28 protein-coding genes are annotated in these 24,986 nt (G+C 56.4%); 16 read left to right on the plus strand and 12 right to left on the minus strand.

Annotated elements, in window-relative coordinates; translation table 11 throughout:
- Positions 1 to 189: 189 nt before the first annotated feature.
- Positions 190 to 825: a carbonic anhydrase gene (locus tag SB719_RS09440; protein WP_065649743.1), complete on the plus strand. Its 636-nt coding sequence runs from the start codon at positions 190 to 192 to the stop codon at positions 823 to 825.
- Between the two features lie 105 nt (positions 826 to 930).
- The gene (locus tag SB719_RS09445) at positions 931 to 2,064 is read left to right on the plus strand and encodes a PQQ-dependent sugar dehydrogenase (RefSeq protein WP_065649742.1); all 1,134 of its coding nucleotides are present in this window, start codon (positions 931 to 933) and stop codon (positions 2,062 to 2,064) included.
- Here SB719_RS09445 and SB719_RS09450 read toward each other — a convergent pair whose 3' ends face one another.
- Positions 2,065 to 2,721 carry an HAD family hydrolase gene (locus tag SB719_RS09450; protein WP_065649741.1) on the minus strand — a complete coding sequence of 219 codons (657 nt, stop codon included), beginning with the start codon at positions 2,719 to 2,721 and terminating at the stop codon, positions 2,065 to 2,067.
- A gap of 272 nt (positions 2,722 to 2,993) precedes the next feature.
- Here SB719_RS09450 and SB719_RS09455 point away from each other — a divergent pair, with 272 nt between their 5' ends.
- Complete coding sequence (locus SB719_RS09455; RefSeq protein WP_075050747.1) at positions 2,994 to 4,196, plus strand: serine hydrolase; 1,203 nt, start codon at positions 2,994 to 2,996, stop codon at positions 4,194 to 4,196.
- Between the two features lie 800 nt (positions 4,197 to 4,996).
- Here the strand turns inward: SB719_RS09455 and ybjG are convergent.
- The 3 genes from ybjG to SB719_RS09470 all read right to left on the minus strand — a co-directional run bounded on the left by ybjG (position 4,997) and on the right by SB719_RS09470 (position 8,235).
- The gene (gene ybjG / locus SB719_RS09460) at positions 4,997 to 5,602 is read right to left on the minus strand and encodes an undecaprenyl-diphosphate phosphatase (RefSeq protein WP_065649740.1); all 606 of its coding nucleotides are present in this window, start codon (positions 5,600 to 5,602) and stop codon (positions 4,997 to 4,999) included.
- Positions 5,589 to 6,344, minus strand: a complete 756-nt coding sequence (locus SB719_RS09465) for a phosphatase PAP2 family protein (protein WP_412159166.1) — start codon at positions 6,342 to 6,344, stop codon at positions 5,589 to 5,591. Before SB719_RS09465 ends, ybjG begins: the two co-directional genes overlap by 14 nt.
- A 202-nt stretch (positions 6,345 to 6,546) precedes the next feature.
- A complete protein-coding gene (locus tag SB719_RS09470; RefSeq protein WP_065649738.1) occupies positions 6,547 to 8,235 on the minus strand; it encodes an aspartate:alanine antiporter in 1,689 nt (562 codons plus the stop codon).
- A 251-nt stretch (positions 8,236 to 8,486) separates the two neighbouring features.
- Here SB719_RS09470 and ybjM point away from each other — a divergent pair, with 251 nt between their 5' ends.
- Positions 8,487 to 8,855 carry an inner membrane protein YbjM gene (gene ybjM, locus SB719_RS09475; protein ID WP_065649737.1) on the plus strand — a complete coding sequence of 123 codons (369 nt, stop codon included), beginning with the start codon at positions 8,487 to 8,489 and terminating at the stop codon, positions 8,853 to 8,855.
- Between the two features lie 26 nt (positions 8,856 to 8,881).
- On the opposite strand, the gene SB719_RS09480 is transcribed toward ybjM, so the two are convergent.
- The gene (locus SB719_RS09480; protein WP_065649736.1) at positions 8,882 to 9,145 is read right to left on the minus strand and encodes a GrxA family glutaredoxin; all 264 of its coding nucleotides are present in this window, start codon (positions 9,143 to 9,145) and stop codon (positions 8,882 to 8,884) included.
- A 196-nt stretch (positions 9,146 to 9,341) separates the two neighbouring features.
- Here SB719_RS09480 and SB719_RS09485 point away from each other — a divergent pair, with 196 nt between their 5' ends.
- The 10 genes from SB719_RS09485 (at position 9,342) to rlmC (ending at position 18,163) form a co-directional block, all read left to right on the plus strand.
- Positions 9,342 to 9,593, plus strand: a complete 252-nt coding sequence (locus SB719_RS09485) for a DUF1418 family protein (protein ID WP_065649735.1) — start codon at positions 9,342 to 9,344, stop codon at positions 9,591 to 9,593.
- A 12-nt stretch (positions 9,594 to 9,605) separates the two neighbouring features.
- On the plus strand, positions 9,606 to 10,328 hold the full coding sequence (gene nfsA / locus SB719_RS09490) for an oxygen-insensitive NADPH nitroreductase (RefSeq protein ID WP_065649734.1): 723 nt from the start codon (positions 9,606 to 9,608) through the stop codon (positions 10,326 to 10,328).
- Positions 10,329 to 10,345: 17 nt separating this feature from the next.
- Entirely contained in the window at positions 10,346 to 11,248 is a 903-nt protein-coding gene (rimK, locus tag SB719_RS09495; RefSeq protein WP_304233626.1) for a 30S ribosomal protein S6--L-glutamate ligase, read from the plus strand.
- An 87-nt stretch (positions 11,249 to 11,335) separates the two neighbouring features.
- The gene (locus tag SB719_RS09500; RefSeq protein ID WP_065649732.1) at positions 11,336 to 11,815 is read left to right on the plus strand and encodes a YbjN domain-containing protein; all 480 of its coding nucleotides are present in this window, start codon (positions 11,336 to 11,338) and stop codon (positions 11,813 to 11,815) included.
- 460 nt (positions 11,816 to 12,275) lie between these two features.
- Positions 12,276 to 13,385: a spermidine/putrescine ABC transporter substrate-binding protein PotF gene (gene potF / locus SB719_RS09505; RefSeq protein ID WP_412159167.1), complete on the plus strand. Its 1,110-nt coding sequence runs from the start codon at positions 12,276 to 12,278 to the stop codon at positions 13,383 to 13,385.
- A 120-nt stretch (positions 13,386 to 13,505) separates the two neighbouring features.
- Entirely contained in the window at positions 13,506 to 14,639 is a 1,134-nt protein-coding gene (potG, locus tag SB719_RS09510) for a putrescine ABC transporter ATP-binding subunit PotG (protein WP_065649730.1), read from the plus strand.
- A 10-nt stretch (positions 14,640 to 14,649) separates the two neighbouring features.
- Complete coding sequence (gene potH / locus SB719_RS09515; RefSeq protein WP_065649729.1) at positions 14,650 to 15,606, plus strand: putrescine ABC transporter permease PotH; 957 nt, start codon at positions 14,650 to 14,652, stop codon at positions 15,604 to 15,606.
- Complete coding sequence (potI, locus tag SB719_RS09520; RefSeq protein WP_065649728.1) at positions 15,603 to 16,448, plus strand: putrescine ABC transporter permease PotI; 846 nt, start codon at positions 15,603 to 15,605, stop codon at positions 16,446 to 16,448. Before potH ends, potI begins: the two co-directional genes overlap by 4 nt.
- Before the next feature lie 66 nt (positions 16,449 to 16,514).
- A complete protein-coding gene (locus SB719_RS09525) occupies positions 16,515 to 16,979 on the plus strand; it encodes a YbjO family protein (RefSeq protein ID WP_065649727.1) in 465 nt (154 codons plus the stop codon).
- A 41-nt stretch (positions 16,980 to 17,020) separates the two neighbouring features.
- Entirely contained in the window at positions 17,021 to 18,163 is a 1,143-nt protein-coding gene (gene rlmC, locus SB719_RS09530) for a 23S rRNA (uracil(747)-C(5))-methyltransferase RlmC (RefSeq protein WP_304233617.1), read from the plus strand.
- A 24-nt stretch (positions 18,164 to 18,187) separates the two neighbouring features.
- Here the strand turns inward: rlmC and artJ (SB719_RS09535) are convergent, their stop codons facing one another.
- From artJ (SB719_RS09535) to SB719_RS09560, 6 genes are all read right to left on the minus strand, one after another.
- A complete protein-coding gene (gene artJ, locus SB719_RS09535; RefSeq protein ID WP_304233806.1) occupies positions 18,188 to 18,919 on the minus strand; it encodes an arginine ABC transporter substrate-binding protein in 732 nt (243 codons plus the stop codon).
- Between the two features lie 150 nt (positions 18,920 to 19,069).
- Positions 19,070 to 19,738, minus strand: coding sequence for an arginine ABC transporter permease ArtM (artM, locus tag SB719_RS09540; RefSeq protein ID WP_065649725.1), 669 nt, complete (start codon positions 19,736 to 19,738; stop codon positions 19,070 to 19,072).
- A 3-nt stretch (positions 19,739 to 19,741) separates the two neighbouring features.
- Positions 19,742 to 20,455, minus strand: coding sequence for an arginine ABC transporter permease ArtQ (gene artQ / locus SB719_RS09545; protein ID WP_065649724.1), 714 nt, complete (start codon positions 20,453 to 20,455; stop codon positions 19,742 to 19,744).
- Positions 20,456 to 20,461: 6 nt separating this feature from the next.
- The gene (gene artJ / locus SB719_RS09550; protein WP_304233612.1) at positions 20,462 to 21,193 is read right to left on the minus strand and encodes an arginine ABC transporter substrate-binding protein; all 732 of its coding nucleotides are present in this window, start codon (positions 21,191 to 21,193) and stop codon (positions 20,462 to 20,464) included.
- A gap of 15 nt (positions 21,194 to 21,208) precedes the next feature.
- Entirely contained in the window at positions 21,209 to 21,937 is a 729-nt protein-coding gene (gene artP, locus SB719_RS09555; protein ID WP_293004870.1) for an arginine ABC transporter ATP-binding protein ArtP, read from the minus strand.
- A 235-nt stretch (positions 21,938 to 22,172) separates the two neighbouring features.
- Positions 22,173 to 22,712: a lipoprotein gene (locus SB719_RS09560; protein ID WP_412159168.1), complete on the minus strand. Its 540-nt coding sequence runs from the start codon at positions 22,710 to 22,712 to the stop codon at positions 22,173 to 22,175.
- A 109-nt stretch (positions 22,713 to 22,821) separates the two neighbouring features.
- On the opposite strand from SB719_RS09560, the gene SB719_RS09565 reads away from it, so the two are divergent.
- Positions 22,822 to 23,142, plus strand: coding sequence for a heavy metal-binding domain-containing protein (locus SB719_RS09565; protein ID WP_039383506.1), 321 nt, complete (start codon positions 22,822 to 22,824; stop codon positions 23,140 to 23,142).
- On the plus strand, positions 23,142 to 23,966 hold the full coding sequence (locus tag SB719_RS09570; protein ID WP_313065767.1) for an N-acetylmuramoyl-L-alanine amidase: 825 nt from the start codon (positions 23,142 to 23,144) through the stop codon (positions 23,964 to 23,966). The genes SB719_RS09565 and SB719_RS09570 overlap by 1 nt, the downstream gene beginning before the upstream one ends.
- A gap of 3 nt (positions 23,967 to 23,969) precedes the next feature.
- Here the strand turns inward: SB719_RS09570 and ltaE are convergent, their stop codons facing one another.
- The gene (gene ltaE / locus SB719_RS09575) at positions 23,970 to 24,977 is read right to left on the minus strand and encodes a low-specificity L-threonine aldolase (protein ID WP_065649719.1); all 1,008 of its coding nucleotides are present in this window, start codon (positions 24,975 to 24,977) and stop codon (positions 23,970 to 23,972) included.
- Positions 24,978 to 24,986: the final 9 nt, after the last annotated feature.

A 24,986-nucleotide genomic window follows, 5' to 3' on the forward strand; every position in this document is an offset into this window, starting at 1 on the left:
TATGCTTAGAGTGCGCGGCGCCGCCTGACGCCGGGTATTTCAGCCTGTAGCGGGTTGTGCGGTGGCTGCGATTTTGCTTAAATGACGGGTTGTTGAAGGTAACTTATTCTCAACGCTGAAGAATTTAAACGCATGCGCTGGCAGGCTACGAGATGACAGCGCAGCAGTGCATAGAGTGAGAGCAGACAAATGCAAGAGATCGTCAAAGGTTTTCTGAATTTTCAACAGAACGTATTCCCTGAAAGGAAGGATCTTTTCAAGAGTCTGGCTTCCAACCAGAATCCTAAAGCGCTGTTTATCTCCTGTTCAGACAGCCGTCTGGTACCGGAGCTGGTCACCCAGCAGGAGCCGGGTCAGCTGTTTGTGATCCGCAACGCCGGCAACATTGTGCCGCCCTTTGGCCCGGAGCCAGGCGGCGTCTCTGCCACTATCGAGTATGCGGTACTGGCGCTGGGCGTAACGGAAATTATCATTTGCGGCCACTCTAACTGTGGCGCGATGAACGCTATCGCTTCTAATGCCGATCTGGAAAACATGCCGGCGGTCGATCACTGGCTGCACTACGCTAACGCCGCGAAATCTGTGGTTGATGAACGTAACTACGATTCTGTTGAGGTGCGCCTTAATGAGATGGTGAAAGAGAACGTTATTGCGCAGCTGAACAATATCAAAACGCATCCTTCTGTCTCTGTCGCGCTGCGTAAAGGCAAGCTGCGTCTGCACGGCTGGGTTTACGATATCGAAACGGGCAAAATCAACGCCCTGACGAAAGGCGGCGCAGAGTTTATCTGCCTGTCTGATAACCCTGAAACCTGCTTCGAATAATTCCCTCCAGCCCGGCTTCCGCCGGGCTTAATGTTTTGTAAATTTCATCCGCTGCTGCGCGCGCGCTGTCTACCCTTAACGGCAGAGTGAACACAGGAGCAACCTATGCATATCTGGCGAACAGCGCTGATTTCCGGCGCACTAAGCGGTTCTTCCCTGGCGCTGGCCGCGGATGTGACGGTACAGGTGCTGCAGGATAAACTCTCTCATCCCTGGGCCGTGGCCTTTTTACCGGATAATCGCACGCTGCTTATCACTGAGCGCACCGGTCAGCTGCGCAGCTGGCAACCTGAAAGCGGTCTGTCGCAGCCGATCCAGGGCGTGCCGCAGGTCTGGGCTGAGCGGCAGGGTGGATTACTGGATGTGGTTCTGGCGCCTGACTTCGCGCAAAGCCGCCGCGTCTGGCTGAGTTATACCACGGCTGACGCCAGCGGGCGCGCCGGCGGGGTCGTGGGGTATGGCCAGCTGAGTGAGGACAGGCAGAAGCTTAACGGATTTCGCGTGGTGCTGGAGCAGACGCCAAAACTCTCCGGCGGTGCGAATCTGGGTACCCGGCTGGCGTTTGACCGGCAGGGCTTTCTCTATGTGGCGTTTGGCGACAATTTTGTCAGCAGCAGCGCCCGGCAGCTGGATAAACTGTCAGGCAAAATTGTTCGGCTGACGCAGGAGGGAAGGGTGCCGCAGGATAACCCGTTTGTCCGCAAAGAGGGTGCCCGTCCGGAGATCTGGAGCTATGGCGTGCGTAACCCTCAGGGGCTGGCGCTGAATCCCTGGACACAGCAGATGTGGGAAAGCGAACACGGGCCCCGCGGTGGCGATGAGGTAAACCGGCTGGAGAAGGGCCACAACTACGGCTGGCCGCTCGCCACCTGGGGCATAGATTACAGCGGGCAGCCGGTACCGGAAGCGCAAGGCACCCATGTAGCCGGAACCGATCAGCCGCTGTTCTGGTGGAAAGTGTCACCGGCTATCAGCGGCATGGCGTTCTACAACAGCACGCGCTTCCCGCAGTGGAAAAATGCGCTGTTTATCGGTGCGTTAAAAGAGAAAAGCCTCATCCGTCTGCGCGTTGAGGGCGATCGGGTTACGGAGGAAGAGCGCCTGCTGACCGATCGCAACGAACGCATCCGTGATGTGCGTCAGGGGCCGGATGGCTGGCTCTATGTACTGACTGATGAGGCCAGCGGTAAACTGCTTCGGGTGGGACCGGAGCCGGAGCAGGCTGCAACACGTAACTAGTCAGCGCGCCCAGCGGCAAATCTGCCAGCCGCGCTGCTCCGCTTCATGCTGCAGACGCGCATCCGGATTGACTGCCCAGGCGTGATCGGCCCAGGTCAGCAGCGGCAGATCGTTAAACGAGTCGCTGTAGGCCCAGGTCCGTGTAAAACTGAGCGCCTGCTGACGGGTCTGCCAGTCGCGCAGGCGCACCACTTTGCCTTCGCGATAGGTTGCGGTGCCGAGAATAGATCCGCTGTAGCGCGCATCAACCACTTCAGCATGGATGGCCAGCGCACCGTCCACGCCCAGACGCTCAGCAATAGGAATGGCAAGGTGGTCGCCGCTGGCGGTAACGATTAGCACCTTATCGCCGCGCTGCTGATGCCACTGAATACGCTCCCGCGCGGCAGGAAAGACACGCGGCAGGATGTCGCGGTGGATAAAGCGTCTTATCCAGCCAGCCACGGTCGGCGTGGCCATGCCAGCCAGCGGCGCCAGCGTGGTGTGCATATACTCTTCAATGGGCAGCTCACCGGCGTGATAACGCTGCATCAGCCTGCGATCCTCATCAATCACTGTTTCAGGCGCAAATCCCTGTGAGACAAGCCAGCGTAACCAGAGGCTGGTGCTGTCTTCGCTTATCAGGGTTTCATCGAGATCGAACACGGCAAGATCCATAACGCTCTCCTCAGGCTGGCTGGTTTCAGCGTAGCGGAGTTTTGTGACAGGCTTAGCTTTTTCAGTCAAATTCAGAATTGTGCGCAGTTTTTTTACCGCCGGTGACGGCTTACACTGGGCCTGACAGGAGGCTCGCCTGGATTAATATAAGAAAACTTAATTAACTTTACGATTCAACGGTTTTTTTCGCCCGCGTGAACCGTTAGCGTTTTACACGAGATCTCCCCCGCCCGCGAAAGCCCCGATTTTACAAGGACAATCTGGTTACGCCCATGAAACTACACCTTTGCGCATCGTTATTACGGCCCCTGGCTGCTTCCTCGCTGTTGTTTATTTTTCCTGCGGTTTCTCAGGCCGTTGACGCCCCGGCCGCCCCGCAAATCGAGGCTAAAGCCTGGGTGCTGATGGATTACAACAGTGGCAAAGTGCTGGCTGAGTCGAATGCCGATCAGCGGCTCGATCCCGCCAGTCTGACCAAGATGATGACCAGCTATGTGGTAGGGCAGGCGCTGAAATCCGGAAAGATTAACAACGGGGATATGGTAACGATCGGCCAGGACGCCTGGGCAACCGGTAATCCTAAGCTGCGCGGCTCATCGCTGATGTTTCTCAAGCCTGGCGACCGCATTCCGGTATCAGAATTAAATAAAGGCATTGTTATTCAGTCCGGTAACGATGCCTGTATTGCGCTGGCAGATTACGTTGCCGGCAGTCAGGATGCGTTTATCGGACTGATGAATAACTATGTGAAAGCCTTTGGCCTGCAAAATACCCATTTTATGACGGTGCACGGGCTGGACGCGGAAGGGCAATACAGCACTGCCCGCGATATGGCGATTATCGGCCAGCGGCTGATAAGCGATGTGCCGGACGAGTATGCGCTGAACAGCGAGAAAGAGTTCACGTTTAACAATATTAAACAGCGCAACCGCAACCGGCTGCTCTGGAGCTCTAACCTGAAAGTGGACGGCATTAAAACCGGACATACTTCAGGCGCAGGCAACAATCTGGTCGCGTCTGCCGTTGATGGCGATATGCGACTGGTCTCCGTAGTGCTGGGTGCGCAAACCGATGCCATTCGGTTTCGTGAGAGTGAAAAGCTGCTGACCTGGGGGTTCCGTTTTTATGAGACGGTAACGCCTATCAAGGCCGATAAGCCATTTGCCCGCCAGCGCGTCTGGTTTGGTGACAAGGGAGAGGTAAATCTTGGCGTAGCGAAAGATGCCGCCATTACCGTGCCTAAGGGGCAGATGAAAAATCTGAAAGCGAGCTTTACCCTCAATACGCCGCAGCTGGAAGCACCCATCGCCAAAAATCAGGTTGTCGGCACTATCGATTTTCAGCTGGACGGGAAAACCATTGAGCAACGCCCGCTGGTGGCAATGGAAGCCGTGCCGGAAGGCGGCTTTGTCGGGCGTATCTGGGATTTTATTATGATGAAATTCCACGGCTGGTTCGGGAAGTGGTTTAGTTAGGACGCAGGCGCAGGCGCAGGCGCTGGTTCCGGGTTAAGCGCTGGTTCCGGGTTAAGCGCTGGTTCCGGGTTAAGCGCTGGTTCCGGGTTAAGCGCGGGTTCCGGGTTAAGCGCTGGTTCCGTTCGCCGTCAGCGGCGGCAGCTGCCTTTGCCCCGGCGCGGCGACCGGGCAGAGGACGCCAGGCCGCGCCCTCTGCACTCCCCGGCCCTGCGCCAGCCCCGTCCGCCGCTGCGCGGTTCCCTCGCTCACGCCCGCTTCCCGGGGACCGGCCGCCATTCGCTCCTGCTCACCGCGCCCTTTCGCCGACGTCCTGTCGGCTCATCCCGGAACCGCGCCTTCCCTCGGCGGACCCGGGATGGCGCTTCCCGCCGCTGCTGCTTTTTTCTCTTCAATAAGTGTCTTATGGCTGAAGGTTCTGTAGAGAAGCTTCAGCGCACACCAAATCAATTTTAAAAAAGAAACGAAGAATGTGCAGGCGGGGAGGGGGCGCTATCCGCAGCGCCGGGCGCAGCGTGACGGCCAGGACGAGCCGGCAGGACGCCGGCGAGAGCGCGGGGTGAGCAGGAGCGAATCCGCGCGGTCCGTTAAGGCCGGAGGGATAAGCCCGGGAATTCGCGAGGACGGCGCGGGGCGGGGATTGCTAAGGGGCGCGCCCACCCGCCCCATAGCCCGTCCGCGTGCGGCAATGCCGCTGAAACTGCCAGAAGTCTGGCGGGCGGAATTCCCTTAGAGTCCCGCGCTGCTGAGCCACCCAGCCCCGCGGCGCTGCTCAGCGCCCAGCCCCGCGCTGCTCAGCGCGCTTATTCCCTGATCCAGCCCTTACGAATTGGCATAGCAAACAGCACGCGATAAACCTGATGCGTCATCGCCAGCAGGCGATCGCCATAGAGCTGCCAGGCCATCTGCGAGGCCAGGCAACCCAGCATACCTACCAGGAAACCCCCGATCATATCCAGCGGCCAGTGAACGCCCAGGTAGACGCGTGACCAGGCGATGGCGCTGCCGATGGCCAGCAGCAGGATACCGGACCAGAGCCGGTGCCAGAAAATAAAGGCAAGAGCAAAGGTAAAAATGGTTGTGCCGTGATCGCTCGGGTAGGAGTCGTCTGCGGCGTGCATCAGAAACTGGTGGCCAAAGCCAATGGCAAAGGGGCGCGGATGGGGCAGCAGCTGGCCGGTACACCAGGAGATCAGCAGCGCATAGATAAGCGCCATACCGGTTTTCAGAACCAGAGCACGCTGGGACTGCACCTGCTCACGCGGCCCCCACAGCCAGAGGGCTACGATCAGCAGCGGCACAATCGCAATAAGATCCTTCGCGATAAACGTGGCCAGGTTCAGCAGCCAGAGCGGTGACGCTGGCGTGGCATTAATCCATAAAAAAAGGGTGTGGTTAATCGCTTCCATCCCGTTTAGCTATCCTCGTTTTGTTAACCCAAAAAGAAATACCGGCTACTGTCAGCAGCTGTGCCAGCCAGACCCACCAGCCGGCCCATAAATTGTGTGAAAAAAAGTGCGCACCGCGCATCACCTGACCAAACCCCATCAGCAATCCCAGAGTGACGCCTGCAGACAGCGCCAGCAGCGCGCGGCGTGGATGCTCCGGCCACCAGAGAAAGAACAGCGCCATCACCGCAAAGCCACTCGACGCATGTCCGCCCGGGAAACAGCCGCCGGGTCCGCTGCCGGCGGGGACGCTGCTCAGCAACGGAAAGGAGAGCGCCTTACCGCCAAACATCGCCAGATCCCAGGGGCAGGAGTGCGCGCTATGCGCTTTGATGATCCCCACCACCAGCGGGCCCAGACCAAACAGCAGCGCAACCAGCATCTGTCGCGCATTAAGGGTCCGTATTCCCTGAAACAGCAGCAGCACGGCTCCGGCAATGATCGCATCCTTGGCGATGCGATGATTAATGACATCCAGCCAGCGGCTGTGCTGCCAGGGAAAGCGCTGCGTAAGCGGGTCAAACCAGTACTGACTGATAGCGATATCCAGCTGCTCATCGCGTGAGAAGTAAATAAACAGCGCTGCCAGAATAGCCAGTAAAATGAGGTTGATAGCGTAGAAGCGGGTGGAAAAAGAATAAATAGTCCCGCTCCGATTCCGGTAGCAGGTTGTGGAAGTGTTTAACTTTGATGACAGTTGCATGAAGAGTGATCGCTAAAAAAGTCAGGATCACAGCATGGCGCGATTCGCTTAGCGCAACCTTAAGGCACCACCGGCAGAAATAAAAAAACCCGTCAGTCATAAAAAGACTGGCGGGCTCCTCAATCCGGGGATTTCAAAGAAAAGCAGTGGCACTTATTCAGACGCTGGCGGCCGGTAAAGGTTCCGGGCCGGCAAAAATAATTTATCCCGCCAGCACCGGCCAGATAATCACAATCAGCGTGCCGGCCAGCGTCAGCAGCACATTGGCAATCGCATAGGTGCCGGCATAGCCCAGCGCCGGAATATTACTGCGCGCGGTATCGCTGATAATCTCCATCGCTGGCGCGCAGGTGCGCGCGCCCATAATGGCACCAAACAGCAACGCGCGGTTCATGCGCAGTACGTAAGCGCCAAACAGATAGCAGATAACCACCGGCACCAGGCTGACCAGCAGCCCGCTCAGCAGCATCAGTGCTCCGGCATTACCGAGGCCGTGCTGCAGTCCACTGCCGGCGCTGAGCCCGACGCCTGCCATAAAAACCATTAATCCGAACTCTTTCAGCATGGTCAGAGCGCCCTGCGGAATATAGCCAAAGGTCGGATGGTTCGCGCGCAGGAAGCCCAGCATAATACCGGCAAACAGTAAGCCTGCGGCATTGCCGATACCAAAACTGAAATTGCTGAACTGAAATGTGATCATCCCTATCATCAGGCCGATGATAAAGAAAGCACAGAAAGCCAGCAGGTCAGTTATCTGACTGTGAATGGCGATAAAACCAATGCGATCGGCCAGACTTTTCACACGGCGCGCTTCGCCGCTGACCTGCAGCACATCCCCTTTATTCAGCATAATGCTGTCATCAATCGGCATTTCAATCTGACTGCGGATCACCCGATTCAGAAAGCAGCCGTGATCGGTGAGTTTCAGATGGCTGAGCCGCTTATTTACCGCATTGTGGTTCTTTACCACGATCTCCTCGGTGACGATGCGCATATCGAGCAGATCGCGATCGAACACCTCTTTACCGTTGCGGAAGCTGGCATCAAGCCGCGCGTGAGCGTCAGGGTAACCAACCAGGGAAATCTCATCACCCAGCTGCAGCATGGCATCACCGTCCGGGCTGGCGAGAATGCCGTTACGCCGCAGACGCTCTATGTAGCAGCCGGTCTGGCGATGAATGCCCAGCTCGCGCAGGTTTTTGCCGCCGCTCCAGGCGACCAGCTCCGGGCCGACGCGATAGGCGCGGATCACCGGTAAAAAAACCTTGCGCTGGCTGTCGGCATCCAGCCCGCGCTCGCGGGCGATTTGCTGGGCGCAGGTAGGCAGATCCTGATGCTGCAAACGGGGCAGGTATCGGGCGCCGAAAATCAGGCTGACCAGCCCTACCAGGTAGGTCAGGGCGTAGCCGAGGCTCAGGTTATCCTGCATCATACTCAGCTGACGCGGATCGCTGATGCTCTGCCGCAGCGTATCACCCGCCCCCACCAGCACCGGCGTTGAGGTCATTGAACCGGCCAGCATGCCTGCCGTCAGGCCGATATCCCAGCCAAACAGATTGCCAAGCATTAACGCGACCAGCAGCGCGCTGACCACCATCACAATGGCTAAGAAAAAATAATTTTTGCCGTCGCGGAAAAAGATAGAAAAGAAGTTAGGTCCCGCCTCCACGCCGACACAAAAAATAAACAGCATAAAGCCCAGGCTCAGGGCATCGGTATTTATCGCAAAATGCTGCTGGCCTAAAATCAGGGAGACAACCAGTACACCAATTGAATTACCCAGCTGGACAGAACCAAGACGCAGTTTTCCCAGACACAGGCCGAGTGCGAGTACGACAAATAATAACAGAACGTCATTTTTGCTTAACAATTCTGCGACGTTAATGTTCACAGTTTTAACTTCTTATTCACGTGTAACAGGTTGATAGGAAGAGAATTTTTAGCTATCTTGAACGGAGCGGTCAACACCGGGACTGGCATTTTTGTCCCGCCTGATTCTGAAGCGGCATTATTCTAAACATTATTATTTGCTTCAGCTATCCGCATCGCTCACTCTTTCTGTTTGTAGCTGTTTCTATTTATTTCCACGCAGGTGCGCCAGGCATTAAAAGTTCTGTTTTAACGTTAACGTTGAGGATTGTTATGTTGCAGCGCAGCCATCGCTGGTCCGCATTCGCGTCAGGCGCGACGCTTTATACGCTGGTGTTTATTTTTGCCCACCATTTCTGGAGCGTGCCGCTCCATATGCGGCATGGTCAGCCAGAACTCCTGCTGTTTTTATTACCTGGTGTGGTCATCGCGCTGCTACAGCCCGCCAGTCCGATGGTGTCAACGCTGTGGTCAGCGATAGCGGGAACGCTGCTGGGAATGAGTTGGGTAGTGGTGACAGAGCAGGTCACTCATACGCCGCTGCTGGGTGTGGCCTGGAGTCTGAGCGCGTTGTTCTGGGCAGGATGTGGTGCGCTACTGATCCGTCTGCTGCGTATCATGCTGGCCATGCGTATTAATTAAAAAAAACGGGCCCTGCGGCCCGTTTTTTATGCCTCAATGCCCAGATTTTCTTTGGTCCAGGCGGCAAATTCGGTGTAACCACCAATGTGCCGATCGTCGAGAAAAATCTGCGGCACCGTTGTTACCGGTTTACCGGCACGCGCTTCCAGATCGGCTTTAGTAATGCCGGTGGCCTGGATATCAACATACTGATAGTTGAAACTATCCTGTTCGCTGGTCAGCTTAGCGGCTAACTCTTTAGCGCGTACGCAATAAGGGCAACCTGAACGGCCAAAAATCACTGCAATCATTGCTTTTCTCCTTCCGCTGCTGTTTTGTGAGCAAAATCACAGCACAGCGTGAATAATGGTTCACATCATGCCCGCTCGTGCTGCTTAAGAGAAGCAGAAAATACCTGTTACTCTGATGGACGCACGCTATCCCTGACGGGCTATGCTGGCAGTAGCGATATGCTGAACCAGACCCATAAACAGCAGAGGTATACCCATGCGCAACCTTGCCAGACTACCTAAGTCCATTCTGTTGCTGGAAGCCCTGGGCGCCTGCGCAGTAGCCGCCGCGCTTTTGCTGTTGAATAACTGGCTGCCAGCGCCTGCCATGATTGGGCAAAAGCCGCTGGCTACGCTACTTTTTTTGCTGGGCATTGCGCTGATGCTGCCTGCGGCATGGCTAATCATGTGGCGCACCGCAAAAGTGATGGCCCCGCACCTTTTTGATCATACTCACACCAGGAAATAACCGGAGAACATAATGACGCCGACAATCGATCTGCTATGCAGCCACCGTTCCATTCGTGCTTTTACTGAGCAGGGTATTGATGACGCTCAGCGCCGCGCGATTATTGCTGCAGCGCAGGCGGCCTCTACCTCCAGTTTTCTGCAGTGCTCATCCATTGTACGCATCACCGATCGTGAAAAGCGCACTGCGCTGGCGGAACTGGCGGGAGGTCAGTCGTGGGTCACCGATGCCCCGGAGTTTTGGGTCTTCTGTGCCGACTTTAACCGCCATCTGCAAATCTGTCCGGATGCGCAGCTGGGACGGGCTGAACAGCTGCTGCTGGGCTGTGTGGATACCGCGCTAATGGCGCAAAATGCGATGGTGGCCGCTGAGTCGCTTGGGCTGGGCGGCGTATTTATCGGCGGGATCCGCAATAACATTGCCGACGTCACCGCGCTGCTGGATCTGCCAAAATTTGTGCTGCCGCTGTTTGGCTTCTGTATCGGTTATCCGTCTGCCTCTCCGGATGTGAAACCACGCATGCCGCAGGCGATGCTGGTACATGAAAACAGCTATCATCAGGTTGATAAAGCGCTGCTGGCAGAGTACGACCAGCAAATCACAGATTACTACATGCAGCGCGACAGTAATCAGCGATCTGAAACCTGGAGCGATCTGATCCAGCGCCTGATCATTAAAGAGACGCGTCCGTTTATGCTCGACTATCTGCACAGTCAGGGCTGGGCCACGCGTTAAGTCAGGAGTATGGCCGCATGAAAATGGCGCTTCTCACCCGTGACAGCACGCTTTACTCCAGCCGGCGGCTGCGTGCGGCCGCTGAGGCGCGCGGGCATCAGATTGCGATAATCGATCCGCTCTCCTGCTACGTGAACATTAATGCAGCGCTGCCGGCCGTGCATTATCAGGGTGAAATACTCGGCCATTTTGATGCAGTGATCCCGCGTATCGGCACCGCGACAACCTTTTATGGTACCGCGGTGCTGCGTCAGTTTGAGCTGCTCGGCAGCTATCCGCTCAATGAATCGGTGGCCATTACCCGCGCCCGTGACAAGCTGCGCTCGCTGCAGCTGCTGGCACGCGAGGGCATCGATATGCCGGTTACCGGTATCGCTTCATCGCCGGATGATACCGGCGATCTGATCCGCATGGTGGGCGGTGCGCCGCTGGTGGTCAAACTGGTTGAAGGCACGCAGGGTATTGGCGTCGTGCTGGCAGAGACGCGTCAGGCTGCCGAAAGCGTGATTGATGCGTTTCGGGGACTTAACGCCCATATTCTGGTGCAGGAGTTTATTAAAGAAGCGCGGGGCCGCGATATTCGCTGCCTGGTGATTGGCGATCGCGTGGTGGCTGCCATAGAGCGTGAGGCAAAAGAAGGGGAGTTTCGCTCTAACCTGCATCGGGGCGGCACCGCGCATCCTGTTACCATCAGCGAGCGGGAGCGCAACATCGCCATTAACGCTGCGGCGACGCTGGGCCTGGCCGTGGCGGGCGTTGATATTCTGCGTGCCAGCCGCGGACCGCTGGTCATGGAGGTCAATGCGTCACCCGGTCTGGAAGGTATTGAGGCGTGCACGGGGCTCGATATTGCCGCTATGATGATCGACTGGATTGAGCAGCACGCCTGCCCCGGCTATCGTCCTAAAACCGGTGGCTAGATAGCGTTTTCCGGTGGTTTTCGTGGCATCTGCCCACATTTTTCCGTAAGCTAAGGCGCTTATTTATTCACCCCACAGGAAATAGCGATGGATTCACTGGTCGTTCCTGACATCGACATGCTACGTCGCTGGCTGGATCAACAAAATATCACCTGGTTCGAATGTGATGCCTGTCAGGCGTTACATCTGCCGCACATGCAGAATTTTGACGGGGTGTTTGACGCAAAAATTGACCTGGTGGATAACGTTATTCTGTTTTCTGCGCTGGCTGAAGTGAAACCCACGGCGCTTATTCCGCTGGTCGGCGATCTGTCACAAATTAACGCCAGCTCACTGACCATTAAAGCATTCATCGATATTCAGGATGATAATCTGCCAAAGCTGATTGTCTGCCAGTCGCTGAGTATTACCGCCGGCATTACCTTCAGTCAGTTCACGCACTTTATGAAGCAGAGTGAAGAAGGGGTTTCCATGGTGATTATGGAAGCCTTCGCGAACCATCTGCTGATGATGGGTGAAGAGGAAGAGCGCGCTTCCGGGGTAAGCAGTTCAGGTGTTTTACATTAATTCCGCTCGTTATTAACTGCCGCACACTGCGGCAGTTTTCTTTCTCGCTTTATCCTGCCATTTTTTATTCTGTTATTTGCCCGCTAACACCAGATTTTAGTCATGCTTTATGCCGTAACTGCCAGACCACATAGCAGAAAAGTGCATAAAGTATCGTAAAAAGGCGTTTTTTACGCTGAGGTCTGGTACGCAGAGATCAGGGGGGCTATTCTTGCGGAGCTGTGCAGGGCAGGCCATCGCTCAGCAGCGCTATACTGATTTCAGGGAAAGCCCGCCGTTATCTGTCTGCATAGCTACCCATTTGCAGGTTGCCGGCTCACCACCCCGATACCGGTTATAGGTATTTACTATTTAACGTCCGCTGAAGAGTGATTCATTGTATGTCTGGCTACTTTCAGACAGGAAATCATCGGATCGGCTGTATGCAGCGTTTGTTGACCCGTTCAGGAGAAAATAACAGATGAACAACCAGGCAAAAAAATGGTTGCCAGCCGCAGTTGCTGGTGTGGTGATGGCATCGGCTGTTGCTGCTCAGGCAGAAGATAAAACGCTGCACGTCTATAACTGGTCCGATTATATTGCGGCCGATACGGTACCTGACTTTGAAAAGCAGACCGGTATTAAAGTCGTTTATGACGTCTTTGATTCCAATGAAGTGCTGGAAGGCAAACTGATGGCGGGCAGCACCGGCTATGATGTTGTGGTGCCCTCATCCAGTTTTCTGGCGCGCCAGCTGCAGTCGGGCGTGTTTCAGGAACTCGACAAAAGTAAACTGCCGAACTACAAAAACCTCGATCCGGACCTGATGGCCAAAGTGGCACAGCACGATCCTGGCAATAAATACTCGATTCCTTATCTGTGGGGCACCACCGGCATCGGTTATAACGTTGAGAAAGTCAAAGCCGCGCTCGGTGCGGACGCGCCGGTTAACAGCTGGGATCTGGTGCTGAAACCGGAAAACCTCGAAAAACTGAAAAGCTGCGGTGTCTCTTTCCTGGACGCGCCGGAAGAGATATTTGCCACCGTACTGAACTATCTTGGCAAAGACCCAAACAGCACCGATGCCAAAGATTACACCGGGGCGGCGACCGATCTGCTGATGAAGCTGCGGCCAAACATTCGCTATTTTCACTCGTCGCAATATATTAACGATCTGGCAAACGGTAACACCTGTGTAGCGATAGGCTGGTCTGGCGATATTCTGCAGGCAAAAGATCGGGCTGAAAAAGCCAATAATGGTGTTCATCTGGGTTACAGCGTGCCGAAAGAGGGCGCCCTGGCGTTCTTTGACATGATGGCGATCCCGAAAGATGCGAAAAATATGGATGCTGCCTATCAGTGGCTGAACTACATCATGGAGCCGAAAGTGATCGCTGAGGTATCCAGCAAAATCAATTATGCCAACGGCAATAAAGCGTCGCTGCCGCTGATTAACGCCGACGTCCGCAACAATCCGGGCATCTTCCCGACGCCGGACGCGATGGCGAAGCTGTTTGTGCTCAAGGTCCAGGATCCGAAACTGGATCGCGCACGCACCCGCGCATGGACTAAAGTAAAAAGTGGTAAGTGATTCGTTCTGAACGATATCCCTGACCGGTAACCACAGCAGAGGCGCAGTACGGGCCTCTGCTGTGCCATTCCAGCGGCTGGCCGTGCCGCGCTACCCCCGCTTAGCGCCGGAGAAATGTGAGTGAACGACGCGATTTCCCGTTCTCAGAGTAAATCAGCAAAGGCCTTAACGCCGCTGCTGGAGATCCGTAACCTGACCAAATCGTTTGAAGGTCAGCACGCCGTAGATGATGTCAGCCTGACTATCTACAAAGGTGAAATCTTTGCCCTGCTGGGTGCATCTGGCTGCGGCAAATCAACGCTGCTGCGCATGCTGGCAGGATTTGAGATCCCCAGCAGCGGCCAGATTGTGCTGGATGGTCAGGATCTCTCTCACGTGCCGCCCTATCAGCGCCCTATCAATATGATGTTTCAGTCCTACGCGCTGTTTCCGCATATGACAGTGGAGCAAAACATCGCCTTTGGCCTGAAGCAGGATAAATTATCCAAAGCAGAAATCGCCAGCCGCGTGGCGGAGATGCTGGCGCTGGTGCATATGCAGGAGTTCGCCAGCCGCAAACCGCATCAGCTTTCAGGCGGGCAGCGTCAGCGCGTGGCGCTGGCACGCAGCCTGGCAAAACGGCCTAAACTGCTGCTGCTGGATGAGCCGATGGGTGCACTGGATAAAAAACTGCGCGATCGCATGCAGCATGAGGTGGTGGATATCCTGGAGCGCGTGGGCGCCACCTGCGTTATGGTCACGCACGATCAGGAAGAGGCGATGACCATGGCCGGACGCATTGCCATCATGAATCGCGGTAAGTTTGTGCAGATTGGCGAGCCGGAAGAGATTTATGAGCATCCTACCAGCCGTTACAGCGCGGAGTTTATCGGCTCGGTCAACGTGTTCGAGGGGCTGCTGCGCGAACGGCGCGATGAGGGCGTGGTCATCGACAGCCCTGGCCTGATGCATCCGCTGAAGGTCCAGACGGATGTCTCTATTGTTGACAACGTACCGGTCCACATTGCGCTGCGCCCCGAAAAAGTCATGCTGTGCGACACGGTTCCGGCTGACGGCTGCAACTTTGCCGTGGGCGAAGTGGTGCATATCGCCTATCTGGGTGATTTGTCGATTTACCATGTGCGCCTGCACAGTGGCCAGATGATCAGCGCGCAGCTGCAAAACGCGCATCGTTTTCGCAAAGGTGCGCCCGTCTGGGGAGATGAAGTGCGTCTCTGCTGGGATGCGGACAGCTGTGTGGTTCTGACGGTCTAGGGGGACGTTTATGAGTCAGATTTCTCCGCGGCCTCAGCCGGTACTGGCGGGCACGCCACTGCAGCGCTGGGCAACACGTATGAAGATGCAGCACGGGCGCAAGCTGGTGATTGCGCTGCCTTACCTGTGGCTGATCCTGCTGTTCCTGCTGCCGTTTCTGATTGTGCTTAAAATCAGCTTTGCCGATATCGCCCGCGCCATCCCGCCCTATACGGATCTGGTCAGCTGGGCGGATGACCAGCTGAATGTGGTGCTGAACCTCGGCAACTATTTTACGCTCACTGACGATCCGCTTTACGCTGAGGCCTATCTGACCTCACTGAAAGTGGCGGCGATCTCCACGGTAATTTGCCTGCTTATCGCTTATCCGCTCGCCTGGGCGGTCGCGCACAGCAAGCCGTCGATGCGAACCATACTGCTGCTGCTGGTGATCCTGCCCTCCTGGACCTCATTTCTGGTGCGCGTTTATGCCTGGATGGGACTGCTGAACAACAACGGCATTCTGAATCGTTTTCTGCTGTGGCTTGGCGTTATCGATCATCCGCTGGTGATCCTCTACACCAATACGGCGGTCTATATCGGTATTGTTTACTGCTATCTGCCCTTTATGGTGCTGCCGATCTATACCGCGCTGACGCGCATTGACTATTCGCTGGTGGAAGCGTCGCTGGATTTAGGCGCGCGTCCGCTGAAGACCTTTTTCAGCGTGATTGTGCCGCTGACCAAAGGCGGCATTATCGCCGGGTCGATGCTGGTGTTCATACCGGCGGTAGGGGAGTATGTCATTCCGGAACTGCTGGGTGGCCCGGACAGTATTATGATTGGCCGCATTCTCTGGCAGGAGTTTTTTAATAACCGCGACTGGCCGGTGGCTTCAGCGCTGGCGGTAACCATTCTGTTGATCCTGATCCTGCCGATTATCTGGTTCCACAAGCATCAAAATCGCGCTGCGGGGGAGAAAGCATGAGTCAGCTACCGGTTATTCGCTCACCGTGGCGTACTGCTATTCTGGTACTCTGCTTTCTGTTTCTCTATGCCCCCATGCTGCTGCTGGTGGTCTACTCCTTTAACAGTTCGCAGCTGGTTACGGTGTGGGAGAGTTTCTCTTTTCACTGGTATCGCGTGCTGTTTCAGGATGAGGCGATGCTCGATGCCGTCGGGCTGAGTCTGACCATCGCGGGGCTTTCGGCTACCATGGCTGTGATACTGGGCACCCTGGCCGCGGTGATCATTGTGCGCTTCGGCCGCTTTCGCGGCCACAGCGGTTTCGCGTTTATGCTGACCGCGCCGCTGGTCATGCCCGATGTTATTACCGGGCTGTCGCTGCTGCTGCTGTTTGTGGCGATGGCAAACACGCTAGGCTGGCCGGGCGATCGTGGCATGCTGACTATCTGGCTGGCGCACGTCACATTCTGTACCGCCTATGTTGCGGTGGTGATCAACGCCCGCCTGCGCGAGCTGGATCGCTCCATCGAAGAGGCCGCCATGGATCTGGGCGCCACGCCGCTGAAGGTGTTCTTTGTGATCACCGTTCCCATGATTGCACCCGCCATCGTCACGGGCTGGCTGCTGGCCTTTACGCTGTCGCTTGATGACCTCGTGATTGCCAGCTTTGTTACCGGGCCGGGGGCGACCACGCTGCCCATGGCGATCTTCGCCACCGTACGACGTGGGGTGAATCCGGAGATCAACGCGCTGGCCTCTATTATTCTGTTTGTGGTCGGGCTGGTCGGTTTCATCGCCTGGCGCTTTATGGCGCATGAAGAAAAACAGCGTTTGCGCGATATTCAGAAAGCAAAACGTGGCTGAAACCCTGTGAGTTTGCCACTATAAGCAAGGCTGGCGTTGCCAGCCTTTTCTTATGGAGCCTGGGTGATGTCGGAAACGCTGAAAAACGCTGTGTTAAACTCAACGCCGGTGCCGGTGACCATTGCCGGTATTGCGATTATTGTCACGCGCTGCCTCAGCGTGATCATGATGGCTGGCGAGCTGGGCTATGAGGAGATTGCCAACTTTGTGCACCGCAGCGCACAGGCATGGGATTCAACCCTGATATTTATCGCCAGTCAGCTGATTTTCCTGTTTGAACTGCGCTGTGCTTTTACGTTCATGCGCGGCAGCAATCGGGGTCGCTGGGGTTATCTGATCAGTCAGGTGGTGGTATTGCTCTATATGCTGATGGCGTCGGTAGGCTGGATCTATCCGGAAATATTCAGTATTTCAGGTGATAACAATCTGCAGATTATCCACCATACGCTGCAGCAAAAATTACCGGACGTACTGGTAGCGCTGCTGCTGTTTGTGCCGGCCAGCAGTCGCGCATTTTTCCGCGCCCGGTGATACAATCGCTCCCCGTTTTTTCTCCGAGTACAGGTTGTTCCATGCATTGCGCGCTTTATGACGCTGGCCGCTGCCGTTCATGTCAGTGGCTGGAAAAACCCTATCCGCAGCAGGTCAGCGATAAGCAGACGCAGCTTGCTCAGCTGCTTGCAGCGATGCCGGTCAGCGACTGGCGGCTTCCGGTGACATCAGCAGAGCAGGGGTTTCGCAATAAGGCCAAAATGGTCGTCAGCGGCAGCGTGGAGCGCCCTGTTTTTGGTCTGGTGGCGTCTGACGGCGACCCGGTTGATCTCTGCGCCTGTCCGCTCTATCCCGCCAGCTTTGCGCCGGTGTTTGCGCTGCTTAAACCCTTTATCGCACGCGCCGGTCTGACGCCTTACAATGTGACGCGCAGGCGTGGCGAGCTGAAGTTTTTGCTGCTGACAGAGAGCAGTGAGGGCGGCATGATGCTGCGTTTTGTACTGCGCTCAGCCAGTAAGGTGCCGCAGCTGCAGGCGGCACTGCCGTGGCTGCAGCAGCTGCTGCCGCAGCTGCAGGTTATCTCCGCCAATATTCAGCCGGTACATATGGCGATTCTGGAAGGCGACGAAGAGATCGCGCTGACCGCGCAGCAGGCGCTGCCGGAACGCGTTAATCAGGTTCCGCTTTATATCCGGCCGCAGAGTTTCTTCCAGACCAATCCGCAAGTGGCGGCCGCGCTCTACGCCACCGCACGCGACTGGGTTGCAGAGCTGAACGTGACCAGCATGTGGGATCTCTTTTGTGGCGTAGGTGGATTTGGTCTGCACTGCGCAACGCCAGAGATGACGCTGACGGGGATTGAAATCAGCCCTGAAGCGATCGCCTGTGCGCAACAATCGGCGCAGCAGCTGGGGCTGGAAAAGGTGCACTTTGCCGCTCTGGATTCCACCCGTTTCGCTACCTCGCGGGCAGACATACCGCAGCTGGTACTGGTGAACCCGCCGCGTCGCGGCATTGGCAGCGAGCTGTGCGACTATTTAAGCGATATGGCTCCGGCTTTTATCCTCTACTCCAGCTGCAATCCTGCCACCCTGGCGCAGGATATTGCCCGGCTTAGTGATTACAACATACAAAGAGTGCAGCTGTTTGATATGTTCCCGCACACCGCGCATTTTGAAGTGTTATGTCTGCTGACGCGGAACGATCGGCCGCGTGCTGCATAACGCAGCACGCGCTGTTGAAAGAATTTACTCAGGAAACCACTTCTGGTTGATCTGCTGCCAGCTGCCGTCAGCTTTCAGGGCCGCCAGCGCACTATTGAACTCATTCAGCAGTGCGCTGTTACCTTTACGCACGGCGATGCCAAGCCCGGTGCCAAAGTAATCCGTATCCCTGACATGATCGCCCACGGTACCGAGATCGTCATTGGCTTTCAGCCACTGACTGACCACGGCGCTGTCGCCAAATACGCCATTGAGGCGGCCGTTTTTCAGGTCGAGAATCGCATTCTGATAGCTGTCATACGCGACCGCTACCACGTCCGGATGCTTTTCAGTCAGATATTTCTGGTGAGTGGTGCCATTCTCTACGCCGATACGCTTGCCTTTCAGCTGGCTGAAATCGCTGAACTCGCCTTTCCGGGCGATCACGATAGCTGAATTGGCGTAGTAAGGCTGGCTGAAATCGACCTGCTTACTGCGCTCGGCGGTGATGTCCATACCGGAGATTACCGCATCATAGCGGCGGAATTTCAGCGACGGGATCAGGCTGTCAAACGCATTATTCGTGAATGTACATTCGGCTTTAATCTGCGCACACAGCGCTTTCGCCAGATCGATATCAAAGCCTACAATCTGATTGTTGTGATCCAGTGATTCAAACGGCGGATAGGTAGCTGAAACGGCAAAACGTATTTTTTCAGCTGCATAAGCATTCACCGTAACCGCAGCGAGCGCTGCGGCGATAATCCATTTTTTCATCATGTCATTCTCATAAGCAAGCCAGAAGTGGAATGCGTGACACAATGCCATTGAATGAATTTTTATGCAATTATTTTGGATAAGTAAGACTTTGTAATGGGCGGCTGCTCTGACGCCGGCGTGGCGCAAAAGCAACCGTCCCGGAGACACTCAGCTGCGCTGCTCAAATGTCAGTGCACGTTTCTCTATCAGCCGCATCAGCAGCGTCAGCGCGCCGTTAACCACCAGATAGATCAGGCCTGCCGCCGCATACACCGTCACGTCATAGGTGCGTCCGTAGAGCATCTGACCGTGCCCCATCACTTCCATCAGCGTAATGGTGTAGGCCAGCGAGGTGCTTTTAAACACCAGCACAACTTCGTTGGAATAGGAGGAGAGGGCGCGCTTAAACGCGTAGGGCAGCAAAATACGCAGCGTATCCTTGCGGTTCATGCCCAGCGCGGCGCATGACTGCCACTGACCCGCCGGAATTGCGCGTACCGCGCCATAAAATAGCTGGGTGGTATAGGCTGCGCTGTTGAGCGACAGCGCCAGCATCGCGCACAGCCAGGGCTGAGACAGCAGATGCCAGAGCCACGGCACATTCTGAATGGCAGGGAACTGACCCGGGCCGTAGTAGATCAGGAAGATCTGCACCAGCAGCGGAGTGCCGGTAAACAGCGTGATGTAGCCTTTTGCCAGCAGGCTGGCGACCGGTACTTTCAGTGCCAGCACAATAGTACAGAGCAGCGACAGCAGCAGCGCGGCCACCAGTGAGGCCAGCGTCAGCGTTAAGCTGGTATGCAGGCCTTTCAGCAGTTCAGGTAAATAATCGAGCATGCGTCAGGCTCCCCGCTCAAAACGCGTGGTGCGTAATTCAATGCGGCGCAAAATCGCCTGACTGAACAGCGTAATCACCAGATAGATAGCGGCAGCCACCAGATACCAGGTAAACGGTTCCTGCGTGCGCGTAGCGATACTTTTCGTCTGCAGCATCAGGTCGTTGACACTGATCAGCGACACCAGCGCCGTATCTTTCAGCAGCACCAGCCACTGGTTGCCGAGGCCCGGCAGCGCATGGCGCCACATTTGCGGCATAATCAGCCGGAAAAAGATCGCAGATTTTTTCATGCCCAGCGCCTGTCCCGACTCCCACTGGCCTGCCGGCACCGCTTTCAGTGCACCGCGCAGCGTCTGTGACGCATAGGCGGAGTAGAGCATAGCCAGCGCAATCACTCCGCAGAGAAACGGGCTGACGTCAAAATTCTCAATCTGCAGCTGAACCGGAAGGGTAAACAGGCCCAGGTTAAGGCTGAAACCGTCAGACAGCGTCAGCAGCAGCTGCGAAGCACCGAAATAGATAAAGAGTACGACCAGAATTTCCGGCAGACCCCGAATCAGCGTGACCAGCACGGTGCCGACCCACGCCAGCGGTTTTATGCGCAGCGACTCCCAGCCAGCAAACAGCATCGCCAGCACAAGGCCGGCGATCAGCGCACAAACAGCAAGGCCGACGGTTATCCCGGCGGCGCTTGCAAGAGAGATCATTTCATTCATCAGAGATTACTGCTGGAACCATTTGCTGTAGATAGTTTTATACGTGCCGTCAGCTTTGATCTTATCCAGCGCCGCGTTGAACTTACTCTGCAGCTCAGCGTTACCCTGACGTACGGCGATGCCCAGACCGGTTCCGAAGTAATCTTTATCCGTGACTTTTTCACCCAGCGGCGCCAGCGTTGCGTTCTGCTTCAGCCACTCATTGACCACGGCAGTATCCCCAAAGACAGCGTCAATACGGCCATTTTTCAGATCCAGTACGGCGTTCTGATAGCTGTCGTAAGGCACGATAGTGATATCGCTATGCTTGTCGGTCAGGAACTTCTGATGAGTAGTGCCGTTCTGCACGCCAACGCGCTTGCCTTTCAGGGCAGCCACATCAGCCAGTTTGCCTTTCTGCGCAATAAAGGTGGCAGAGTTGTCATAGTAAGGCTTGCTGAACAGCACCTGCTTTTCACGTTCTGGTGTGATATCCATGCCGGCCATCACCGCGTCGAAACGGCGGAATTTCAGGCTGGGGATCAGGCTATCGAAAGCCTGATTAGTAAATGTGCAGGTTGCATCCATCTCTTTACACAGCGCATTGGCCAGATCGACGTCAAATCCCTGAATTTTGTTTTCAGCGTCAACGAACTCAAACGGCGGGTAAGAGGCTTCAGTAGCGAAACGCAGCGTCTGTGCAGCAGAAGCGCTCAGGCTCAGCGTGGTGAGCAGGGCAGCAAGTACAACTTTTTTCATTATTAGCATCCTGACTTAGTGCGAAAGATAGTGTGCAAACGCGTCGGTTTGCGGCTGTGTAAAGCGGCTGGCATCACCCTGTTCAATGATGTGACCATTCTCCATATAAACCACGCGGCTGGCCGTTTTGCGCGCCACTTCAACCTCATGGGTCACAATAACCTGCGTGATTTGCGTTTGTGCCAGTTCGCGAATAATCGTCACGATCTGCGCGGTAATTTCCGGATCGAGCGCGGCGGTAGGTTCATCAAACAGCAGCACCTGCGGCTCCATCATCAGCGCACGGGCGATCGCCACGCGCTGCTGCTGACCACCGGAGAGATGCAGCGGAAAACGATCGGCATAAGGCGTCAGGCGCAGACGCTCCAGCAGCTTATCGGCACGTGCGCGCGCCGCCTCTTTTGAGAGACCCAGTACGCGACACGGGGCTTCAGTGAGGTTCTGCATAACCGTAAGGTGCGGCCAGAGATTGTATTGCTGAAATACCATACCCACGTTCTGACGCAGCTCGCGAATGGCGCTGTCAGTGGGGGGCCTGGTAAAGTCAAACTGGTTGCCGGCAATCTGCAGCGTGCCGGAACGCGGCAGCTCCAGCAGATTGAGCACGCGCAGGAGTGAGCTTTTCCCGGCACCGCTGGGACCAAGCAGCACCAGCGTCTCTCCCTGCGGACACTCCAGGTTAATGTCAGACAGCGCCTGATGGGCACCGTAAAAGCAGTTAATAGCGTTTAATTGAATACTCATGCGCGGAAAATAGAGAGCAAATAATGCCGCGAATCTTAACGTTCCCGGCATAGTTATGCAAATCAAGTGACTTAAAATTTATTAAACAGCGCGTTATCCGGTCCGGTGCAGCAGAAAATTGTGCGGCCTGCGTCAGACGGGGGTTGCACTACGGTTACGCCCGACGTTAACACCGGTCAGGGGCTCTATACCGATGCGGCGCCCTAATGTGTGAACAGGATAACAAAAAAACGCGCTATTTTTTCTGCTCCAGCAGCTGGCTGAGTGAGCCACCGCCGGCGTGCGGCCACGCTGCCATATAGCGCACATCCTGCACCACCCAGCACTCTCCTTCACGGATCATCAGCACTTCATCGCGCCACTGTTTATCGCCGCGCGTTAGCGTGACGCGCAACGGAATATTTCGCGCATCGCGATTGGGGATTGAAGAAGCGCTCTCTACATTAGCGGCGGCCGGCCCCTGAGCCAGACTGGAAAAGAGATCGCCCTGACGCCACTCTGCCGGCTGATTGCGCTTTTCCCGCGCCTGTAGCAGCGTCTGATAAAGATGATCGCTCAGATAAGGGCGATATCTGGCCAGCAGCGCGCGATCGGGCAGGCCCGCTGAAGGAGCATTTACGCGCAAATCGTAAAACTGCTGCGCCACGCTATCCGGCCCGCCATCAATACAGGCCGCACTGCGCGGGCCATTATCCCTGATAACCGGCTCTACAGTGGTACAGGCGCTCAGCAGCGTTACTGCTGATGCCAGCAGTGCAAGGGCTTTGATTCTCATCTCCGGTTCCTTATTGTTCTGTGGCAAAGCATGGGTTTTAGCATAGAGTATAGTCGTGCTTTTTCAGCACCATGCGTGCGGGTCCCATCGACATCTTCAGGAGATAACTATGAAATTTTCGACGACACCAACTCTGGAAGGCCACAGCATTACCGAATACTGCGGCGTGGTTACCGGCGAGGCGATTTTAGGTGCCAATATTTTTCGTGATTTCTTTGCCGGCATCCGCGATATCGTAGGCGGACGTTCGGGGGCCTATGAAAAAGAGCTGCGCAAGGCGCGTGAGATTGCGTTTAAAGAGCTGGGCGATCAGGCGAAAGCGCTGGGCGCTAATGCGGTAGTGGGGATCGATATTGACTACGAAACCGTCGGCAAAGACAGCAGCATGCTGATGGTCAGCGTCTCCGGCACTGCGGTGATCGTGCGCTGATGCGATTCCTGCTGATCGTGGTCATGGCGCTGCTGCTCAGCGCCTGTCACTCTTCAATGGAAGCGCGTCAGGGGTACTGGGCCGATACAGCGCATCCGGCGCAGGGCGCGCGACCGCGCATCAAAGTCGTGGTGATCCACTACACCGCAGACGATTTCTCTTCTTCGCTGGCAACCCTGACCGATCGGCAGGTCAGTGCACACTACCTTATTCCGCGTCAGCCGCCACAGAAAGCGGGCAGGGGAGTAGTCTGGCAGCTGGTGCCGGAGCAGCAGCTTGCCTGGCATGCCGGACCCAGTTTCTGGCGCGGGGCTACCCGCATTAATGACACCTCAGTGGGCATTGAGATAGTCAATGCGGGCTATCAGCGTACGCTGACCGGGCTAACGTGGCAGCCTTATACACCCGATCAAATTACCGTGCTGACAGCGCTGCTGCGCGATCTGCAGCAGCGTTACGGTATTGCGCCCGAAAATATCGTGGGCCACAGCGATATTGCGCCGCAGCGCAAGCAGGACCCGGGTCCGCTCTTTCCCTGGCAGCAGCTGGCCGCCCGGGGGATAGGTGCCTGGCCCGATCCGGCGATTACGGCCCGCTATCTGGCGGGGCAGTCCGCCAGCACCGTTGTGGATCCGCAGCCGCTGCTGGCAGCGCTGCAGCGGTATGGCTATGACGTGGCGGGCGCGACAACGCCTGAGAAGCAGCGCCGGCTGATTGCAGCCTTTCAGATGCACTTCCGGCCGCACGACTATCGCGGTATTGCTGACGCAGAGACGCTGGCGATAGCCCGGGCGCTGCTGGCACAGTACGGTGCGGCGCGCTAGCTGTCAGGCCGCTGACTGAAGAAACGCCTGCCAGCGTGCGACCACCTGCTGCAGATCGGCACGGGATACATCCAGGTGAGTCACCATGCGCGTCCGGGGGCCGATGCTAATCAGGATATTCGCGGCGTGCATCCAGCGCTGCAGCGCATCTGTCTGCCCGGGCGGAACCTGCACAAACAGCATATTTGTCTGCTGGCTTATGACTTCCACGCCCAGCGCACGCAGCTGGTCCGCCAGCCACGCGGCGTTATCATGATCGTCCTGCAGCCGGGTCACGTTGTGCTGCAGCGCATAACGCCCGGCCGCCGCCAGAATACCCGCCTGGCGCATCCCGCCACCGGTCATTTTACGCCAGCGCCGCGCCTGCTCAATATAAGCGCTGTCGCCGCACAGCAGTGAGCCTACCGGGGTGCCCAGCCCTTTTGACAGGCAGATAGTCAGCGTATCGCAGTAGCGTGCAATTTCTGCCAGCGTCACCTGCTGTGCCACCACGGCATTAAAGATACGCGCACCATCAATGTGCAGCGCCAGCCCGCGTTCACGGGTGAAGTGCCACGCCTGCTCCAGATAGCTGAGCGGCAGTACCCTGCCGTGATGCGTGTTTTCCAGACTCAGCAGGCGGGTACGGGCAAAATGGATATCATCCGGCTTGATCGCAGCGGCAACGTCCGCCAGCGGCAGTGTGCCATCGTCCGCAGCAAGGATCGGCTGAGGCTGAATGCTGCCCAGCACCGCCGCGCCGCCCGCTTCATATTTATAGTTGTGCGCCTGCTGGCCCACAATATACTCATCGCCGCGCTGGCAGTGGCACAGCAGCGCCACCAGATTTGCCTGGGTACCGGTAGGAAAGAACAGCGCGGCTGCTTTGCCGCTCATCGCCGCCGCCTCTGCTTCCAGTGCGTTGACCGTAGGATCGTCACGATAGACGTCATCTCCGGTTGCGGCGTTCATCATGGCGTCCAGCATCGCCGCACTCGGGCGGGTTACGGTATCACTGCGCAAATCGATCACGGGGCTCTC

The sequence above is a fragment of the Pantoea sp. SIMBA_079 genome (genome assembly GCF_046940275.1).
Lineage (GTDB): Bacteria > Pseudomonadota > Gammaproteobacteria > Enterobacterales > Enterobacteriaceae > Pantoea > Pantoea borealis.

Bases quoted from the DNA above. Each gene is read 5' to 3' on its own strand.
- rimK (WP_304233626.1), top strand. From the start codon at position 10,346: ATGAAAATGGCGCTTCTCACCCGTGACAGCACGCTTTACTCCAGCCGG.
- SB719_RS09560 (WP_412159168.1), bottom strand. From the start codon at position 22,712: ATGAGAATCAAAGCCCTTGCACTGCTGGCATCAGCAGTAACGCTGCTG.
- potI (WP_065649728.1), top strand. From the start codon at position 15,603: ATGAGTCAGCTACCGGTTATTCGCTCACCGTGGCGTACTGCTATTCTG.
- SB719_RS09455 (WP_075050747.1), top strand. From the start codon at position 2,994: ATGAAACTACACCTTTGCGCATCGTTATTACGGCCCCTGGCTGCTTCC.
- SB719_RS09525 (WP_065649727.1), top strand. From the start codon at position 16,515: ATGTCGGAAACGCTGAAAAACGCTGTGTTAAACTCAACGCCGGTGCCG.
- nfsA (WP_065649734.1), top strand. From the start codon at position 9,606: ATGACGCCGACAATCGATCTGCTATGCAGCCACCGTTCCATTCGTGCT.
- potF (WP_412159167.1), top strand. From the start codon at position 12,276: ATGAACAACCAGGCAAAAAAATGGTTGCCAGCCGCAGTTGCTGGTGTG.
- SB719_RS09565 (WP_039383506.1), top strand. From the start codon at position 22,822: ATGAAATTTTCGACGACACCAACTCTGGAAGGCCACAGCATTACCGAA.
- artJ (WP_304233806.1), bottom strand. From the start codon at position 18,919: ATGAAAAAATGGATTATCGCCGCAGCGCTCGCTGCGGTTACGGTGAAT.
- SB719_RS09570 (WP_313065767.1), top strand. From the start codon at position 23,142: ATGCGATTCCTGCTGATCGTGGTCATGGCGCTGCTGCTCAGCGCCTGT.
- SB719_RS09465 (WP_412159166.1), bottom strand. From the start codon at position 6,344: ATGCAACTGTCATCAAAGTTAAACACTTCCACAACCTGCTACCGGAAT.
- rlmC (WP_304233617.1), top strand. From the start codon at position 17,021: ATGCATTGCGCGCTTTATGACGCTGGCCGCTGCCGTTCATGTCAGTGG.
- ybjM (WP_065649737.1), top strand. From the start codon at position 8,487: ATGTTGCAGCGCAGCCATCGCTGGTCCGCATTCGCGTCAGGCGCGACG.
- SB719_RS09445 (WP_065649742.1), top strand. From the start codon at position 931: ATGCATATCTGGCGAACAGCGCTGATTTCCGGCGCACTAAGCGGTTCT.
- SB719_RS09450 (WP_065649741.1), bottom strand. From the start codon at position 2,721: ATGGATCTTGCCGTGTTCGATCTCGATGAAACCCTGATAAGCGAAGAC.
- SB719_RS09500 (WP_065649732.1), top strand. From the start codon at position 11,336: ATGGATTCACTGGTCGTTCCTGACATCGACATGCTACGTCGCTGGCTG.
- SB719_RS09480 (WP_065649736.1), bottom strand. From the start codon at position 9,145: ATGATTGCAGTGATTTTTGGCCGTTCAGGTTGCCCTTATTGCGTACGC.
- ybjG (WP_065649740.1), bottom strand. From the start codon at position 5,602: ATGGAAGCGATTAACCACACCCTTTTTTTATGGATTAATGCCACGCCA.
- artQ (WP_065649724.1), bottom strand. From the start codon at position 20,455: ATGAATGAAATGATCTCTCTTGCAAGCGCCGCCGGGATAACCGTCGGC.
- artJ (WP_304233612.1), bottom strand. From the start codon at position 21,193: ATGAAAAAAGTTGTACTTGCTGCCCTGCTCACCACGCTGAGCCTGAGC.
- artP (WP_293004870.1), bottom strand. From the start codon at position 21,937: ATGAGTATTCAATTAAACGCTATTAACTGCTTTTACGGTGCCCATCAG.
- potH (WP_065649729.1), top strand. From the start codon at position 14,650: ATGAGTCAGATTTCTCCGCGGCCTCAGCCGGTACTGGCGGGCACGCCA.
- artM (WP_065649725.1), bottom strand. From the start codon at position 19,738: ATGCTCGATTATTTACCTGAACTGCTGAAAGGCCTGCATACCAGCTTA.
- SB719_RS09440 (WP_065649743.1), top strand. From the start codon at position 190: ATGCAAGAGATCGTCAAAGGTTTTCTGAATTTTCAACAGAACGTATTC.
- SB719_RS09485 (WP_065649735.1), top strand. From the start codon at position 9,342: ATGCGCAACCTTGCCAGACTACCTAAGTCCATTCTGTTGCTGGAAGCC.